Below are 17,004 nucleotides of genomic sequence, written 5' to 3' on the forward strand. Positions count from 1 at the left end.
GGTTGTGCGGACTTGTCGTCGGACACCGGCGACGACCTCGGAGGTCGGGACAGGATGAACGCGGCTCCCCGCCCCGGTGCGGGGACGGCCTGTGTGTCCCCGAGAATGAGGAGAGTCCGTGAACTCGAAACGTGCGCCCCGCGTGGTGGCCAGTCGACAGAGATGGTCCTTGCGGGCCGGAGCAGGCGCCGTCGGCGCCGCGGCGCTGACGATGATCTGCGTCGCTCCCGCGTCTGCGGCGGAGGCTCCGCCGGAAGGGACGTACGACGGGGCGAGCAGCTCGGAGAACTACGACTCGGATCTCACCTTCCGCATCGACGAGAACGGCGTGCTCAGCGGCGTCGAGATGACGAGCTACTGCGGCGGCGGATACCCCATCCAGCCGGCGCCCACGCCGATCCACTGGCCGGGTGACATCCCCGCCACGCCGTTGACGGCGGGCGAGCCGTTCGTGATCGAGTGGGAGTCCGGGTACGTCGAGGAGTACGACCGGTGGATCACCTGGCGGTTCTCCGGTGCGGTCGACGCCGACGGGACGGCGTCGGGCACGGGGACGGCCGACATCGTGGAGGCCAACCCTCGTGGCGACTATGACATCGCCTGCGGCGGGTTCGACTTCGAGTGGGCCGCGACGGTGGAGGGCGGGCCCCTCCCGGAGCCGGAACCGGAGCCGGAGCCGGAGCCGGAGCCGGAGCCGAATCCGGAGCCGGCGCCGATCGCTCCGGAGCAGCTGACGGAGGAGAACCGCGGATCGATCGACGTGCCCGAGCTCGCCCAGGCGGGCGCTCAGATCCCGGTCGCGGCCGGCGCGGAGCGTGCCGGGGAGACCGTGCACGTCTGGCTGCACTCGCCCGAGCCGTCGCTGCTGGCGACGGTCGAGCTGGATACGGGGGGCACGGTCCTCGTGACGCTGCCGGCAGACCTCGTGCCGGGACCGCGCGGCGTGGTCGTCTCCGATCCGCAGAACGGGCTGATCGGCTGGGACGGCATCGAGATCGTGGCGGAGTCCGCTCCGGAGCCGGAGCCGGAGCCGGAGCCGGAGCCTCAGCCGACATCCGAGCCGGCGCCGCAGCCCGAGCCGAGCGCGGATCCCGAGCCATCGCCCGAGCCGAGCATCCCCGCTCCCGACGAGGATGCGGATGAGGACGCACCGCTGGTGCCCACCGGCGGGGACGGCGCGGTCGTCGGCGTGGTCACGGCCTGCGCCATGATCCTGCTGGCGGCGGGCGCCGTCGGAGCCGGTGCGGCACGGCGCCGCCGAGGCTGAGCCGGAACGGCACGAGGCGCCCGCCGGCCTTCGGGCCGGCGGGCGCCGCTGTGACGTTCGGCCCGCTCGGCCGCATCACGAGCGGCGTCGGTCAGACGTGCGCTTCCCGGTGGTCGGCATCGTGCGCGAGCACGGGCACGGATGACCCACGCCCCACGAAGAGCACCGCGGCGACGACGGCGGTCAGGCCGACGAGGGCGGTGAGGACGACCGCGGCGATGTTCGCCGCGTCGCTGCCGGGCAGCAGGTCGAGAGTCCGGCGCGCATCGCCGCCGTACGCGAGGGCGAACTCCGTCGTATAGCCGACGACGGCCATGGCCGCCGAGGCGAGGACGATCGCGACGCCCGCTCGGCGGCGGTACGCGGGGGCGACGAGGCGTCGCCAGGCGACGGCGCTCAGGACGATGAGCGGCACGATGATGACGAAGAAGTAGCGTCCCTGCATGCCGGCGGGAAGCTGCGTGCGCACATAGCTCGGCCAGGTCTGGGTGAGCATCGCCGCGAAGGTGACGACGGGGAGGGCGGCGAGCACGACCGTCTGCCACCGCAGCGGACCGCGGCGGATGGCGAAGCCGATGACGACGGCGAGGCACACGACCGTGAGGATGTCGCTGAGGAACGTCGGGATGGGGTAGTCGAGCCACCCGAACTTGCCCCAGAAGCTGCTCGACACGCGCTGCCAGAGCTGCTCGGCGAAGAACAGCGGGTCGGGCCCCGTGCCGTCCGCCCACGGCGTCGGCTCGTACACGATCCCCGCGGGCTGCAGCGTTCCGTGGACGACGAGGTTGCGCACCCACCACCATCCCCCCGCGAGCGCGATGACCGCCGCCAGCGCCGTGCGCCGGATGCGCCGGGCGAGCGGCAGGGCGGACGGCCAGAGCAGGAGCGCGAGCCCGGCGAACGGGACGAGGGGGAGCGCCGTCGACTTCGTCAGCAGCGCGAGCGCGAGCGCCACGCCGAGGCCCACCACGACCCGTCGGCGCGCGTCGCCGGTCATGAGCCGCACCGTGAGCCAGACGACGGCCGATCCGAACGCGATCATCATGACGTCGTTGGAGACGGACCCGAGGATGTGCGCGAGCTGCGGCACGGCGAGGAGCGACGCCGCGCCGACGATGCCGGCGCGGCGGCTGCGGGTGACCCGTCGCACGCTGTCCCAGACGAGCAACGGCAAGGGCGCGGCGAAGAGGAGGCCGCTCAGCCGGGCGATGAGCAGCGCGACGTCGACGCGGAGGTCGACGAAGTCGACGGCCCGCAGGAAGACGCTCACGTAGAGGTAGTACGTCGGCGGATGCTGCGTCATCTGGTCGAGGCCGACGTCTCCGGGGTCCTCGGCGCGCAGCTCGGCGAACGTCGCCCGCTCCGCGGCGGGCCATGCGGCCTCGCCGCGCGCGTCGGCGACCATCGCCTGGAACCGCGCCTCGCCGGGGTCGGGCCATCCGCCCCCCTCGGCGAGACGCGCGGCGCTGTTGACGTGCAGCGTCTCGTCCGGAGCGTCGAACACGGGCGTGAAGAGGGCCCAGAACGCCACCACGGCGACGAAGGCCGCCGTGACGGCGCCGACCGTCCACCGCTCCCTGCGGGTGACGGGGAGGGAGCCGGCGTCCCGCGGGGCGCTGCGGCGCAGGCCGGCTCGCGACGTGGACATCACCGGAGGATCCGAGGGGGCAGACACGATAGGAAGGAGGGCTCTCGTAGAGACGGCCGACGACGCGGTGCGCTGGTCGGCGCGCACGCGGCTTCGCTCCGGCGTGAAGCGACGGTCAATCCTAACGTGGCCGTGTTCGCGTGCTCATGCGCCGCGCGGCGGGCCGGCATCGGCCACGGAGAACGCGTAGAGCGGGCGCCTCTGCACCTCGACGTAGATGCGCCCGAGGTAGCTGCCGACGACGCCCAGCATGAGCATCTGGATGCCGCCCAGCAGGAACATCCCCGCGGCGAGGTAGGTCCAGCCCTCGATGACGGACTCGGGGTTCACGAGGCGTGCGACGACGAGGTAGATGGTCCACAGGAACGCCAGCGCCGCCATCGCCCCGCCGACGCGGCTGATGAGCTTGAGCGGCGCGGTCGAGAACCCGAAGATGCCGTCGCCGGCGAGCTTCAGCATCTTCCGCAGCGGGTAGCCCGTCTCCCCGGCGTGGCGCGCGTCGCGGTCGAAGAGCACGGCCTCCTGCCGGAAGCCGATGGAGGCGACGAGACCGCGGATGAACCGGTTGCGCTCGGGATGCCGGCGCAGCTCGTCGACGACGCGGCGGTCCATGAGGCGGAAGTCGCCGGTGTCGCGGGGGATGTCGACGTTCGAGAGCCTGCTCAGGAGCCAGTAGAAGCCGTGCGCGGTCGTGCGCTTGAACAGCCCGTCGTCGCGCGTGCGGCGCTGCGCGTACGCGACGTCGACGCCGTCCTCCCACCGGGCGATGAGCTCCAGGCTCACCTCCGGCGGGTCCTGCAGATCGCTGTCCATCACGATGACGGCGTCGGCGTCGGCGACGTCGAGCCCCGCCGTGACGGCGATCTGGTGGCCGTAGTTCCGGGCGAGTGCGTAGACCGAGACGCGCGGGTCCTGCGCCCGCAGGCCGCGCAGCAGCTCGAGCGACCGGTCGCGGCTCCCGTCGTCGACGAAGACGAACTCGAGGTCGTAGCGGTCGCGCAGCCCGTCCGTCGCCGAGCGCAGACGCTCGTAGAGGAGGGGGATGTTCCCCTCCTCGTCGTAGATCGGCAGCACGTAGGCGATGCGCCTTCGGCCCTCGGTCATCCCATCCTCCTTCCCAGGACACGGTAGGAGATCCTCCGCGCCCGGGCCATGAGCCCCGCCCGCAGATCGCCCATCCGGCGATCCGCCTCCGACAGCACCTCGGGATGCTCTGCGCGCAGCCCGGCGTGGAACGCGCGGGCCTCGGACGTCTGCTCGTCCACGAGCGCGACGGACCACTGCGTGTCGCTCATGCGGAAGGTCGCGCCGACCTGCGCGTCCGGGGTGAAGCCGCCCCCGACGAGCACCCGCGCGTAGCTCGCGAGATCGATGAGGTACGAGAACCGGTCGTCCCAGCCCCCCGCCGCCACGAGGGCGTCGCGGCGCATCATGACGGACGCGGGCTCGCCGAGCAGGTTGCGGCCGGCGCGGACCGTGCGCCGCAGCGCCTCGGCGCCCGACATGGGCTCGCTGAGCCCGCTGAGCCCCCAGCCCGCCATGAGCACCTTGCCCTGCGCGTCGACGACGTCGCGGCGGCACGCGGTGAGCACGGCGCCCGAGCGCTCGAGGAGGCGGGCCTGGCGCGCGAGCACGCCCGGGCGCAGCACGTCGTCTCCGCAGACGAGCTTGACGTAGGTGCCCGTGGCGGCGTCCGTCACGCGGTTCCAGTTGCGCGCCGCGCCCCCGCCGGCCTCCGTCCGCAGCAGCGTGACGCGTCCGTCGCCGGCGAACTCCTGCATCACGTCCCACGTGTCGTCGGACGACGAATGGTCGGCGACGACGAGCTCGAGACCGTCCGCGTCCTGGTCGAGCACCGATCGGAGCGTCTCGTGCAGCGTGCGCGCGTTGTTGTAGGCGGGAACGACGACGCTGACGCGCGGAGGCGACGCGGTCATGACGCGTCCTCCTTGCTGCGGCGGAACGAGAAGCGGCTGTGCCCGAACCAGCTGGCGACGGCGATGACGAAGGTGAAGAGGAACTGCGCGAAGATCTCATCCCAGCCGAGCCAGATCTTCAGCGGCGGCACCACGACGAGGTTCAGGACGAACGTGCCGAGGTAGACGAGCTGGAAGCGGAAGAAGTCGAGCCAGACGTGTCCCTTCACGCGGAACACGAGCTTGCGGTAGAAGACGAAGGCGCTCAGCGTGCTGGTGATCTGCGCGCACACGATGACGGCGAACACCGTCCAGTCGACGCCCGGCCACCAGGTGCGGAACAGCGCCGAGAAGAGGATGAACCACGCGAAGCCGATCGCGGTGTTGACGGCGCCCACGAGGAGGAACGCCACCCGGCGGTCCTTGATGAGGCGCAGCAGCGGGCCGTCCGGCCCGCTCATCCCGGCGATGGACTCGGCCTCGGCGGGGGATTCTTCGTTGCTCATGTGCCGCAACAGGATACGGCAGGAGCGTGCACGTAGACTCTTCCCCGGCCGCCGCCCCGTCCTCCGGAGCGCTCGGCCGTGGCGTTTCGTCTACAGAAAGAGCACCTCCGCATGGATCTTCTCGTCGTCGGCTCCGGCTTCTTCGGACTCACGATCGCTGAGCGGGCAGCCGCCGCCGGGCGGAAGGTCACCGTCATCGACCGCCGGCACCACATCGGCGGCAACGCCTACAGCGAGAACGAGCCGACGACGGGCATCGAGGTGCACCGCTACGGGGCCCACCTCTTCCACACCTCGAACGAGAAGGTGTGGGAGTACGTCAACCGCTTCACGACGTTCACGAGCTACGTGCACCGCGTCTACACGAACCACAGCGGCGTCGTGTACCCGCTGCCGGTGAACCTCGGCACGATCAACCAGTTCTTCCAGGCCGCGTACTCGCCCGACCAGGCGCGCGCGCTCATCCGGGAGCAGGCGGGCGAGTTCGACGTGAGGACGGCGCAGAACTTCGAGGAGAAGGGCATCGCCCTCGTGGGGCGTCCGCTCTTCGAGGCGTTCTTCCGCGACTACACCGCGAAGCAGTGGCAGACCGACCCGCACAAGCTCTCGGGCGACATCGTCAGCCGACTCCCCGTCCGCTACACCTACGACAACCGCTACTTCAACGACACCCACGAGGGGCTGCCCACCGACGGGTACACGGCGTGGCTCGAGCGCATGGCCGACCATCCGAACATCGACGTGAAGCTGAGCGTCGACTTCTTCGACGCGTCGCAGCCCCTCAACAGGAAGGCGCTCGTCGGACAGCTCCCGATCGTCTACACGGGCCCCGTCGACCGGTACTTCGACTACGCCGAGGGCGCGCTCGGCTGGCGCACGCTCGACTTCGAGGAGGAGGTGCTCGACGTGGGCGACTTCCAGGGCACGAGCGTCATGAACTACCCCGACGCCGACGTCCCGTACACGCGCATCCACGAGTTCAAGCACTTCCACCCCGAGCGGGCCGAGGTCTACCCCGACGACAAGACCGTCGTCATGCGGGAGTTCTCGCGCTTCGCCGAGCGCAGCGACGAGCCGTACTACCCCGTCAACACCGAGGACGACCGCGCCGGCCTGCTGGCCTACCGCGAGCTCGCGAAGGGCGAGAAGGACGTCTTCTTCGGAGGCCGCCTGGGAACCTACAAGTACCTCGACATGCACATGGCGATCGGCTCGGCGCTGACGATGTGGCAGAACGAGCTGAACGGCTGAGGCTCGCCGTCCACGCCGCCATGAGCCGAGTGGGGAGGCGACCGTGAGCTGGCTCGCCGCGCTGCCGGCGATCCTCTCGGCGTGCCTCGCGGTCGTGGTCCCCGGTCTCCTCGCGACGGCGCCGCTGCGGATGGGCGCGGTCGCGCGCGTCGCGGTGTCGGGGCTCGTCGGAGTGTGCTGCGCGGGGCTCGCGGGCGTCGTCTTCGGCGCGGCCGGGCTGCCCTTCCATCTGACGCAGGTGCTCGCCGTCGCCCTCGCAGGGCTCCTCGTGTCGGCGGCCGTCCGCCGCCGGCGCCCGGCCCTCGTCGTCACCGGCGCGCGGACCGACCGCCGTGCGCTCGCCGTCGTGTGGGCGCTCTCCGCGATCGTCATCGTCGTCGTGGCGTTCGCGGGGGTGCCCGATCCCAGCCGCATCTCCCAGACCTACGACAACGTGTTCCACCTCTCGGCGGTCTCGGCGATCCTCGACGGCTTCCCCGCGTCGCCGCTCACGCTCCGTTCGCTCATCGAGACCGAGGCGACGGGGATCGCCTACTACCCGGCCGCCTGGCATCAGCTCGTGGCGATGACGGCGCAGGGGAGCGGCTCCTCGGTCCCCGTCGCGGTCAACGCGACGTGGATCGCCGTGCAGGCGCTCGTGTGGCTCCCCGGCGTGGCCTGGCTCGCCCAGGTCGCGCTGCCCGGCCGGCCGGCCGGCGTCGTGGCGCTCGTCGCGCTGCCGCTCGGCACGGCGTTCGGATCGTTCCCCTACGCGCTGCTGTCGTGGGGCACGATCTACCCCACGGGCCTCGCGCACGCCCTGCTGCCGGCCGCCGTGGCCGTCACGGTGCTGGCGATCCGCGGCGTCCGCGCCGCGCGTCCGGGCAGGCGGGCCCCCGCAGCGCTCCTCGGCGTGCTCGGCGTGATCGTGGCCGTCGCGTCCCTCGGCGTCTCGCACCCGCGCGTGCTGCCGACCTGGGCGCTCATCGTGCTCCCCTTCGCCCTCGGCGTCCTGGGCGGCGCGTTCGCGCGCGCCCTGCGGGGCGGGGCGCGGGCGCGCCGTCGCGCCGTCGTGTCGCTCGTCGTCGCGGCGACCGTCGCCCTCCTCGCGGCGGCGGCGGCGTTCGCCTACGCCGTGCTCCGGCTCGGCCTCTTCGACGAGCCGCTGGAGGACCGGCTGTCGGGTCCGCAGGCGCAGGCCGTGCAGGGCATCTGGGACGGCGTCGTCCAGGTGCTCACCTTCCAGGCGATGACGGGCGCCGGGGGCGCCGTCACGACCATCGCGCCATTCCTCTCCATCGCCGTGATCGTCGGCGCGGCGGCCGCGCTGCGCACCCGCCGCACGCGCTGGATCGTCGTGTCGTTCGCGCTGGTGGCCGTCCTCTTCGTGCTCGCGGCGGGGTCGGACGGCGTCGTCGCCAAGCTCCTCACGGGCATCTGGTACAAGGACCGCTTCCGTCTGGCCGCCGCGCTGCCGGTGCTCGCCGTCCCGCTCGCGACGCTGGGCGTGCTGGCGGTGGCGCGCCGCGTGCTCCGTGCGGAACGGCAGCTGACCGCCCGCCGTCTCGGGCTGCCGCAGCTCGCCGTGCCCGCCGCGGTCGCCGTCGCGCTCGCATCGGCTGGCGGTCTCGCGCTCACCGGGACGACCTCCGCCGTCGCCGGCGTCTTCGAGCAGCCCGCGGAGGGCGCGGAGTGGCAGATCGTGTCGCAGAAGCAGATCGACTTCATGGACGACCGCGTCGCGGGCGTCGTGCCGGGGGGACAGCGGGTCCTGGGCGATCCCTGGGACGGCTCCGCCCTCACCCAGCTCTTCGCCGGACGCGAGCCCGTCTTCCCGCACGTCAACGGGCAGTGGGACCCGTTCCGCCGCACGCTCGCATGGGACCTGGAGGACATCGAGACCGACCCCGCGGTCTGCCGTGCCCTCGACGCGCTGGACGTGCGGTACGTGCTCTACAACCCGCACGAGTTCGGCGGCGGAGACCCGGCGGGGAACCACTTCCCCGGACCGCACGCGGCGGTCGAGAAGGGGCTCTTCACCGAGGTCGCGACGGACGGCGAGTCGACGCTGTACCGCATCGACCAGTGCGGCCCGCTGCCGGAGTGACGAGGAGCGGGACGGACCTCACGGCGCGCCGAGGCGACGGCGCTCGGCGCGCGCGACGAGGACGCCGGCGCCGGCGAGGCAGAGGTCCACGACCGTCAGCAGCACACGGCTGACCAGGACGAGCGCGACGGCCGCGGCGGCCGGGAGCGCCCCGGCCAGCGCGGCGGCGAGCACCACCTCGCGGACGCCGGCCCCGGCGGGGGCGAACACGACGACGAACCCCGCGACCCACGCCAGGGCGTAGCCGCCCGTCGACTGGACCCAGGTGGCCGCCGTGAGCGGCGCGCCCAGCCCGACGGCGAGGAAGCCGACCGAGAGCCCCGCGGCGATCCACGCGAGCACCGACCACAGGGTCGCCGCCCCGATCCCCGCCGTGGAGAACGACGTGTCCAGGGGGGCGAGCCGCATCGCCCGCCACACGAGCGCGAGCAGCCGGTTCATGACGGGCGGCAGCAGCAGGACGAGCAGGGGCACGCCGAACCACATCACCCAGGCCCATTCCGCCAGCGCCGGGGTCGGCGCGACGAGGAACCCGACCGCGCCGACCGCGACGCCCGACACCATCGAGATGAGCACGGCGACCGACATCGCCGCCACCGATCGTCGAGCGGGGATGCGGTGAGCGAGCCCCAGGTCGGCGGCCGCGGCGATGTTCCAGACGCCGCCGGGGATGTACTTGCCGAGCTGGCTGAGGCCGAACAGCGCCGTGGAGGGACCGAGCCCGAGCGGATGGCCCAGATCCTTCAGGATGGTGCGCCATGCGACGAGGGTGAGGGCGACGTAGACGACGCTCGCGCCGAGCGACGCGCCGAGCGTCCACGCCGGCATGTCCCGCAGCGCCGTGGAGATGCCGGTCCAGTTGCGGGCGACGAACCAGACCGCGAAGGCGAGCGCGATCGCGAGGAACGCCCATTTGACGGCGGGTGAGCGGAGTGCGCCGACGACGCGTCTCATCGCGCCTCGTGCAGCCGGAGCGCCAGCGGCGTCACGACGGAGCGCGCGCGGAAGCGCTCGGAGGCCGAGGTCGCGAGCGCGCGGAGCTCCGCGCGCCGTCCGGGGTCCTCCGCGAGCGCGACGATCGCCGCCGCGAGCTCCTCCGGGTCCCCGGCGGCCGTGAACAGCGCGCCGCCGTCGAACGCGGCGCGCTGCGGCGGGGTGTCGCTCGTGAGCACGGCGCATCCGGCCGCCGCGCCCTCGTACACCTTGTTCGGCACGACGCGGCGGGCCTTGTCGGAGGTGCCGAAGACGCCCAGGCACACGTCGTGACGGGCGACGAGCGCCGGCAGCGCGCCCGGCTCGACCCAGTCGATCCACGTCACGCCGTCGATGTCGCCGGCCTCGGCGCGCGCCTGCGCGTGGTCCTGTCCCGTCCCGACGATCGTCGCGATGAAGCGCGCGCCGGCCTCCTGCGCGAGGCGCAGCGCGCGGGCGATCACGGGCGCGCCCTGGAGGGGGGTGAAGAGGCCGAAGAAGACGAGGGAGAGCGCGGACCCCGCGGCGTCGTCCCGGCTCTCGCGGGCGTCGAACCACTCCGCGCGCGCGCCGACGGGCACGTGGATCCCCTCGACGCCCTCCGGCAGCAGCGCCCCGTGCTCGGCGGTGTCGACGAGGACGATGTCCGCCGCGGCGAGAGCGCGCGCGTCGAGGCCGCGGAGGAGCCTCACCCGCCATCCCTCCGCCCCCCGGTCGCGGGCGGTGTCCCCGGCGAAGACGAGGTGGTCGAGGACGATCGTCGAGCGCGGGAACGCCCGCCGGGCGAGCAGGACGTCGAAGTGCCCGAGATAGCCGACGAGCACGGCGTCGGGCTCGCCCGCGCGTCGGCGCAGCGCCCTCGCCTCCCGCCACAGCGCGAGCCAGCACCGCAGCAGCCGCCAGGCGAGCGCGGGCAGCCGCCAGGGCTGCTGCAGCATGCGGACGCGCTCCGCGGTGCTGAAGCCGAGGGGGCGGTTGATCTCGAGCACCTCGTGGCCGTGCTCACGGAGGCCGTCGATGACGATCCCGGCACGAGGATGCTTTGCGGCGTCGTAGGTGCCGAAGGCGACGATGGTCACGGGCGTCCTGGGGTCCTCTCTGCGCGGGAAGCGCCCCCATCCTCGCATGCGCGGGTGAGGGCATCCCGGGATCTACGATGGAGGCCATGCGACTTTTCGTGCAGATCCCGTGCCTGAACGAGGAGCAGACGCTCCCCCTCGTCCTCGCGGGGATCCCCCGGGAGATCCCGGGGATCGACGAGATCCACGTCCTCGTGATCGACGACGGGTCGCAGGACCGCACGATCGAGGTCGCGCGCTCCCTCGGCGTCGAGCACTTCGTGTTCCACACGCGGAACATGGGGCTCGCGAGGTCGTTCCGCGACGGCGTGGACTACGCCCTCCAGCACGGCGCGGACATCGTCGTCAACACCGACGGCGACAACCAGTACCCGCAGGAGCGCATCGCGGACCTCGTCCAGCCCATCGTGCGCGCGGAGGCCGACATCGTCATCGGCGACCGGCAGACGAAGACGATCGCGCACTTCTCGCCGTTCAAGAAGCTCATGCAGTCCATGGGCAGCCGGGTGGTCAACTTCGCCGCGGGCACGGACCTGCCCGATGCCGCCAGCGGCTTCCGCGCATACTCCCGGGAGGCGCTGTACCGCCTGAACGTCGTCACCGAGTTCAGCTACTGCATGGAGACGATCATCCAGGCGGGCAACAAGCGCCTGCGCATCGAGAGCCTGCCGATCACGACGAACCCGAAGACCCGCGAGTCGCGTCTCTTCTCGAACATCTTCGAGCACATGGGGCGGTCGGGCCAGGCCATCCTCCGCAGCTACATCATGTTCAAGCCGCATGCGCTCTTCCTCAGCCTGGCCGCGCTGTTCTTCGTGCTGGCGGCCGTGCCGTTCGCCCGCTTCCTGATCCTGACCCTGATGGGGGAGGCCGGTCAGCACATCCAGTCGCTCATCTTCGGCACGGCCATGCTCGTGGGGAGCCTGCTGAGCGTGGCGCTGCTCGTCATCAGCGACATGCTGCGGACCAACCGCACCCTGCTCGAGGACACCCTGGAACGGCTCAAGTCCGTGCAGTACGCGCCGGAGCGGACCGTCGACCCCCGTCGGCCGAGCGCCGACGACGCGACGACGCACCCGTCGATGCCGATCGCGCCGCCGGCCGCGCTGCGCGACGGTCGGCCGCTCGACGGAGGCTCGTAGCCTGGGAGGGGCGCCGCCGGGACGACCGTAAGATCGACATCGTGACCGACCGCGCCGTAGGAGCCCCCGGAACGCCGCGGCGCTACCTGCATTCGCTCTGGCTGCTCTCGGCCCGCGACCTCCGGGTGCGCTACGCGACGAGCTGGCTCGGCTACCTGTGGTCGGTCCTCGACCCGCTCGTCATGAGCCTCATCTACTGGTTCGTCTTCACGCAGGTCTTCCACCGCACCGTCGGCGCCGAGCCGTACATCGTCTTCCTCATGTCCGCGCTTCTCCCGTGGGTCTGGTTCAACTCCTCCGTCGCCGATTTCACGCGCGCCTTCAACAAGGACGCCAAGCTCGTGCGGTCCACCGCCATCCCCCGGTCGATCTGGGTGAACCGCATCGTGCTCAGCAAGGGCGTGGAGTTCCTCTGCTCGCTGCCGGTGCTCGCGCTGTTCGCCGTGTTCGGGGGAGCGACGGTGGGATGGCAGCTGCTGCTGTTCCCGCTCGGCGTGCTGCTGCAGACGGTGCTCCTCGTGGGTCTCGGGCTGCTCGTCGCACCGCTGTGCGTGCTGTTCACCGACCTGGAGCGGACGACGCGCCTCATCCTGCGCGCGCTGTTCTACGCGACGCCCATCATCTACAGCATCGACGACCTGCCCGGCGTGTTCCGCGACGTCGGCGCCTTCAACCCGCTCGCCGGCATCTTCACGCTCTACCGCGCCGGCTTCTTCCCCGAGCAGTGGGACACGTTCGCCGTCGTCGTCGGCGCGATCATGTGCTTCGCGTTCCTGGGCCTCGGCGTGTTCGTCTTCCGGCGCCTCGAGCGCCCGCTGCTGAAGGAGCTGTGATGACGACGACGGGGGACGCGCACGCGATCGAGGTCACGGGCCTCGGCGTGCGCTTCCGGCGCAACCGCCGGGGCCGGCAGAGCATCAAGTCGATGTTCGCGAGCTCGGCGCGCCGGGCGCCGAAGGACGAGTTCTGGGCGCTGCGCGACGTGTCCTTCCAGGTGCGCCCCGGCGAGGCGATCGGCGTCATCGGCCGCAACGGCCAGGGGAAGTCGACGCTGCTCAAGCTCGTCGCGGGCGTGCTGCTGCCCGATGAGGGCGTCGTGACGGTCAACGGCGGCGTGGCGCCGCTCATCGAGATCACGGGCGGTTTCGTCGGCGACCTCACGGTCCGCGAGAACGTGCGCCTCACGTCGGGGCTGCACGGCATGACCAGGGCCGAGGTGGCTCGCCGCTACGACGGGATCATCGCCTTCTCCGAGCTGGAGGAGTTCCAGGACACCCCCTACAAGCACCTCTCGAACGGCATGAAGGTGCGGCTCGCCTTCTCCGTGGTCTCGCAGCTCGACGACCCCATCCTGCTCGTCGACGAGGTGCTCGCGGTCGGGGACAAGGCGTTCCGGGCCAAGTGCTACGCCCGGATCGACGAGCTCCTCGCCGAGGGCCGCACGCTCTTCTTCGTCAGCCACAGCGAGAAGGACCTGCGGCGCTTCTGCACGCGCGGGCTCTACATCCGCGATCACCGGCTCGTGCTCGACGGCCCGATCACGGACGTCGTCGAGGCGTACAACGGCGACAATCCCGTGTGACGGCGTCCGCCTCCCGCGTCCCGGCGGTTCGTCAGCCGGGTGTCGGTACGATGACTCGGGCCGCAGTGGCCTGTGATCGGAAGGAGCACGGCGCGGGATGAGCAATCGTGTGAAGGGCATTGTCCGCCGGATCGCCGACAGTCCGCGGGTGGGGCCGGTGCTGCAGCGCCTCACGGTGCCCTACGCCCCCACCGCCGCCGGGATCAATCTCGTCGTCGCCGAGCACTACGGCATGACCATCGGACGGTCGTTCTCCGACGACGACGAGGCGGCCAGGCATTACTTCCGGGAGGGATGGCGCCTCGGCGTCGTGCCCAACCCGTTCGTCGACGCGCCGGGCACGCGCTTCACCCTCGCGGCGGCCGTCGTGCTCCGCAACGCGCTGGCGGGTCTCGCCCTCAACGCGCACGCGCCCTTCCCGTTCCGCGTGAGCCGCTATGCGCCCGAGGACAACGAGGCCGGCGTCGTCGAGCTGACGAGGCGCGCGCGCCGTGCGCCCGAGAGCGTCATGGTCCGGGTCGGGCCGGCCACGATGTCGTGGCTCGCGTACCTGCAGCGCTGCGCCGAGCTCGCCCCCGCCGCGCAGCGCATCATCGCGCACCGGCTCATGGACATCCCCTTCTACGCCAGCCAGGTCGGCGGCGCGCAGCCGATCACGCTGCACGCCGCCCTCGACGACTACATCGCCAACGGCGAGCTGGACGGGCGGCTCCCGAACCCGTTCTTCGAGGCGGAGTGGTACCACGTCTTCGAGCGGTCGCTCGTGCGCCGAGGCCGCCCCGTGAACCTCTTCCTCGACTTCGTCGAGGGCGGCGAGAAGGCGCAGGCGTCCCCGCACTTCTGGGGGCATCGGTACGCCCAGCGGATCGGCGGCGAGGCCGCGCCCGCGTCGTTGCTCGCGCACTTCCTCGAGCATGCGCCCGCGACCTCCTCGACGCCCTCGAGCGAGGGCGTGGACCCCGTCGCCCGCGAGACGGCCGAGCGGATCGTGCGCGCCCGCACGGCCGAGTACCACCGGCAGGAGTCGATGAAGTGGGCGACGGACCCCGTGCTCGCCCGGCACCGCCGCGCGGGCCGGACGGGCGCGGAGACGGTCGACGGGACGTGCCTCGTCTTCGTCGACGAGCGCCATCTGACGACGCCGGCCTCGGTGGACGCCCTGCGCGCGGTCTTCCGTCAGCGGATCACGGGCCTGCGCGTTGTCATCATCGAGCAGGACGACATCCCCCGTCTTCCCGAGACCGAGGCGCTCATCGACGAGACGGCCGCGCTCGACGGCGTCGCGCGCGCCGACGTGGACGAGACGTTCGGCGCGGTCGTGCGCCGGTTCGTCGAGACGACCCGGCCCGACGGCTGGACGCTCTGGACCCCCGCGCAGAAGTGGGAGGACGACCTGCTGTCCTCCGCGCTGCGGGCGCTCGCCGAGCACCCCGGCGCCCCCGCGGCGGCGGCCGTCTCCGAGACGGCGGCGCAGCCGTGGCTGCGGACCGACGACGCGCTCTGGGTCACCGCGGGCGACGGGGCCGGTGTCGTCTTCGCCGGCTCGGGGGAGCGGGCGGTCCTCCCCGACGCCTCGCTCGACCTCGGCGTGGCCTGGAGAGAGCTCATCGCGCTCGCCGCCTCCGAGACCGCGTGCGTCGCGATCGAGGAGCCGCTCATCCGGATGATCGCCTCGGAGGAGGTCGGCGCGCTCGACGCGCGGGCGGGGGCGAACACCGCGCGCAGCCGTTTCCTCGCCCCCTTCGACCGCACGCCGTCGGACGGCGTCGCCGTTGCCATCCCGACGTTCGAGGACTGGCGGATGACGCTGACGGCGGTGCGCCACGTGCTCGCCACGACGGGTGACGACACGGTCGTGCACATCGTCGACAACGGCTCGCGTCGTCCCGTCACGAGCGTCCTCGACACCGCCTTCGCCGGCGTCGACCGCGTCGTCGTCCGCCGCATGGCGCGCAACACCGACTTCGCCCTGGGCTCCGACGTCGCCGCGTCCGACGCGGCCCGGCGCCTCACGGTCTTCCTCAACAACGACACGGCCGTCCAGCCCGGCTGGCTCGAGCCGCTCGTGGAGGCGCTCGAGGACCCGGGGACGGCCGCCGTGCAGCCGCTCCTCCTCTACGGCGACCGCACGGTCCAGACGGCGGGCACGATCTTCCTGGGAGGGATGTCGATGCCGCGCCATCTTCTCGCCGACGTGCATCCGCTCGACGTGGAGGCCTCCCTCGACGACTACGCGTTCTCCGCGCTCACCGGCGCGTGCCTCGCCGTCCGCTACGACGACCTGCGCGAGGCGGGCGGGTTCGACCCGCACTACGTCAACGGCATGGAGGACGTCGACCTCTGCATGCAGCTGCGCGCGAAGGGCGGGCTGCACGTGCGGACCGCGTCGCGCGTGGTGCACTACGAGAGCCGCACACCCGGCCGTCACAACCATCACTTCGACAACCGCCGCCGGTTCGCCCGCCGGTGGCGGCAGGAGCTCGTGGGAGATCTCGACGACCGCGACGTGCTCGCCGGCAACGCCGTGCAGATCGAGGACGTGCGCTGGCGCGTGCCGGCGGGAAGCCCGCTGTGGGAGCCTGCGATCATCTACGCGCGCACTCCCGCCGCCGTGGTGGACGAGAAGGCCCCGCGCCTGCGCTGGGCGATCAAGACCTCGGCGACCGGCGACATCTCGGGCGACTCCTGGGGCGACACGTACTTCGCCGAATCCCTCGCGGGCGCGCTCCGGCGGCTCGGCCAGGAGGCGGTCATCGACAGGCGCACGGCGCACGACCGGCCGTCGTCGACGTCCTGGGACGACGTGACGCTGACCCTGCGCGGCCTCGAGCGGTACCTGCCGCAGCCGGGTGCGATCAACCTCCTGTGGGTCATCAGCCATCCCGACCTCGTGACGCGGTACGAGCTCGAGAGCGGGTTCCAGCGCATCTACGCCGCGGGCCGCCCCTGGGCCGAGCGCACGAGCGAGCACTGGGGCGTCGACGTCCGGACGCTCCTGCAGGCGACCGACACGACGAAGTTCCATCCGGCCGCGGGGGAGGGCGCCGAGCGCGACGGCGTGCTCTTCGTCGGCCGCACGCGCGGCGTCGCGCGGCCGATCGTGCTCGACACGATCGCGGCGGGGGCGACCCCGGAGGTCTACGGCGACGACGGCTGGGAGCAGTTCATCGACCCGCGCTTCGTGAAGGGCGCCGGCATCCACAACGACGACGTGCCGGCGGCGTACGGATCGGCGGCCTTCGTGCTCAACGACCACTGGTCGGACATGGCCGAGAACGGGTTCTTCTCGAACCGGCTCTTCGACGCCGCCGCGACGGGCACGCGGATCGTGAGCGACGTCGTCCCGGGGATGGAGGACGTCTTCGGCCCGCAGGTGCAGATGTACCGCACCGTCGCCGATCTCAGGCGGCTGCTCGACCCGGAGTCGGATGCGTGGCCGACGGCCGACGAGCTCGCCGCACTCGCCGAGAGGGCCGTCGCGGAGCACTCGTTCGACGCCCGTGCCCGTACGCTGCTGGACGACGCGCTCGCCGCGCGGAAGGAGAGGCGCTGACC

At 72.2% G+C, this 17,004-nt stretch carries 13 protein-coding genes; 7 read left to right on the top strand and 6 right to left on the bottom strand.

Features of this window, described 5'->3' with window-relative positions:
- Positions 1–169 precede the first annotated feature (169 nt).
- Complete coding sequence (locus N8K70_RS05735; RefSeq protein WP_317140642.1) at positions 170–1,267, top strand: hypothetical protein; 1,098 nt, start codon at positions 170–172, stop codon at positions 1,265–1,267.
- Positions 1,268–1,358: 91 nt separating this feature from the next.
- Here the strand turns inward: N8K70_RS05735 and N8K70_RS05740 are convergent, their stop codons facing one another.
- The 4 genes from N8K70_RS05740 to N8K70_RS05755 form a co-directional block, all read right to left on the bottom strand.
- On the bottom strand, positions 1,359–2,915 hold the full coding sequence (locus N8K70_RS05740) for a DUF2142 domain-containing protein (protein ID WP_317140643.1): 1,557 nt from the start codon (positions 2,913–2,915) through the stop codon (positions 1,359–1,361).
- A 144-nt stretch (positions 2,916–3,059) separates the two neighbouring features.
- Positions 3,060–4,019 (bottom strand): glycosyltransferase family 2 protein, encoded by a 960-nt coding sequence (locus N8K70_RS05745; protein ID WP_317140644.1) that lies wholly within the window; start codon positions 4,017–4,019, stop codon positions 3,060–3,062.
- Positions 4,016–4,852 (bottom strand): glycosyltransferase family 2 protein, encoded by an 837-nt coding sequence (locus tag N8K70_RS05750; protein ID WP_317140645.1) that lies wholly within the window; start codon positions 4,850–4,852, stop codon positions 4,016–4,018. The genes N8K70_RS05745 and N8K70_RS05750 overlap by 4 nt, the downstream gene beginning before the upstream one ends.
- Positions 4,849–5,337, bottom strand: a complete 489-nt coding sequence (locus tag N8K70_RS05755) for a GtrA family protein (protein ID WP_317140646.1) — start codon at positions 5,335–5,337, stop codon at positions 4,849–4,851. Before N8K70_RS05755 ends, N8K70_RS05750 begins: the two co-directional genes overlap by 4 nt.
- Before the next feature lie 111 nt (positions 5,338–5,448).
- Between N8K70_RS05755 and glf the strand changes: the two genes are divergently transcribed.
- Together glf and N8K70_RS05765 are read left to right on the top strand one after the other, a co-directional pair.
- Positions 5,449–6,588, top strand: coding sequence for a UDP-galactopyranose mutase (gene glf / locus N8K70_RS05760; RefSeq protein WP_317140647.1), 1,140 nt, complete (start codon positions 5,449–5,451; stop codon positions 6,586–6,588).
- Positions 6,589–6,631: 43 nt separating this feature from the next.
- On the top strand, positions 6,632–8,674 hold the full coding sequence (locus N8K70_RS05765) for a DUF6541 family protein (RefSeq protein ID WP_317140648.1): 2,043 nt from the start codon (positions 6,632–6,634) through the stop codon (positions 8,672–8,674).
- A gap of 18 nt (positions 8,675–8,692) precedes the next feature.
- Here the strand turns inward: N8K70_RS05765 and N8K70_RS05770 are convergent, their stop codons facing one another.
- Both N8K70_RS05770 and N8K70_RS05775 read right to left on the bottom strand, forming a co-directional pair.
- Positions 8,693–9,628, bottom strand: a complete 936-nt coding sequence (locus N8K70_RS05770; protein ID WP_317140649.1) for a lysylphosphatidylglycerol synthase domain-containing protein — start codon at positions 9,626–9,628, stop codon at positions 8,693–8,695.
- Positions 9,625–10,725, bottom strand: coding sequence for a glycosyltransferase (locus N8K70_RS05775; RefSeq protein WP_317140650.1), 1,101 nt, complete (start codon positions 10,723–10,725; stop codon positions 9,625–9,627). The genes N8K70_RS05770 and N8K70_RS05775 overlap by 4 nt, the downstream gene beginning before the upstream one ends.
- An 86-nt stretch (positions 10,726–10,811) precedes the next feature.
- On the opposite strand from N8K70_RS05775, the gene N8K70_RS05780 reads away from it, so the two are divergent.
- The 4 genes from N8K70_RS05780 (at position 10,812) to N8K70_RS05795 (ending at position 17,002) form a co-directional block, all read left to right on the top strand.
- Positions 10,812–11,867, top strand: a complete 1,056-nt coding sequence (locus N8K70_RS05780; protein ID WP_317140651.1) for a glycosyltransferase family 2 protein — start codon at positions 10,812–10,814, stop codon at positions 11,865–11,867.
- A gap of 41 nt (positions 11,868–11,908) precedes the next feature.
- Positions 11,909–12,700 carry an ABC transporter permease gene (locus tag N8K70_RS05785; protein ID WP_317140652.1) on the top strand — a complete coding sequence of 264 codons (792 nt, stop codon included), beginning with the start codon at positions 11,909–11,911 and terminating at the stop codon, positions 12,698–12,700.
- Positions 12,700–13,449, top strand: a complete 750-nt coding sequence (locus N8K70_RS05790; RefSeq protein WP_317140653.1) for an ABC transporter ATP-binding protein — start codon at positions 12,700–12,702, stop codon at positions 13,447–13,449. Before N8K70_RS05785 ends, N8K70_RS05790 begins: the two co-directional genes overlap by 1 nt.
- A 97-nt stretch (positions 13,450–13,546) precedes the next feature.
- On the top strand, positions 13,547–17,002 hold the full coding sequence (locus tag N8K70_RS05795) for a glycosyltransferase family protein (RefSeq protein ID WP_317140654.1): 3,456 nt from the start codon (positions 13,547–13,549) through the stop codon (positions 17,000–17,002).
- Positions 17,003–17,004 lie beyond the last annotated feature (2 nt).

It is taken from the genome of Microbacterium sp. AB, assembly GCF_032878875.1.
GTDB classification, from domain to species: domain Bacteria; phylum Actinomycetota; class Actinomycetes; order Actinomycetales; family Microbacteriaceae; genus Microbacterium; species Microbacterium betulae.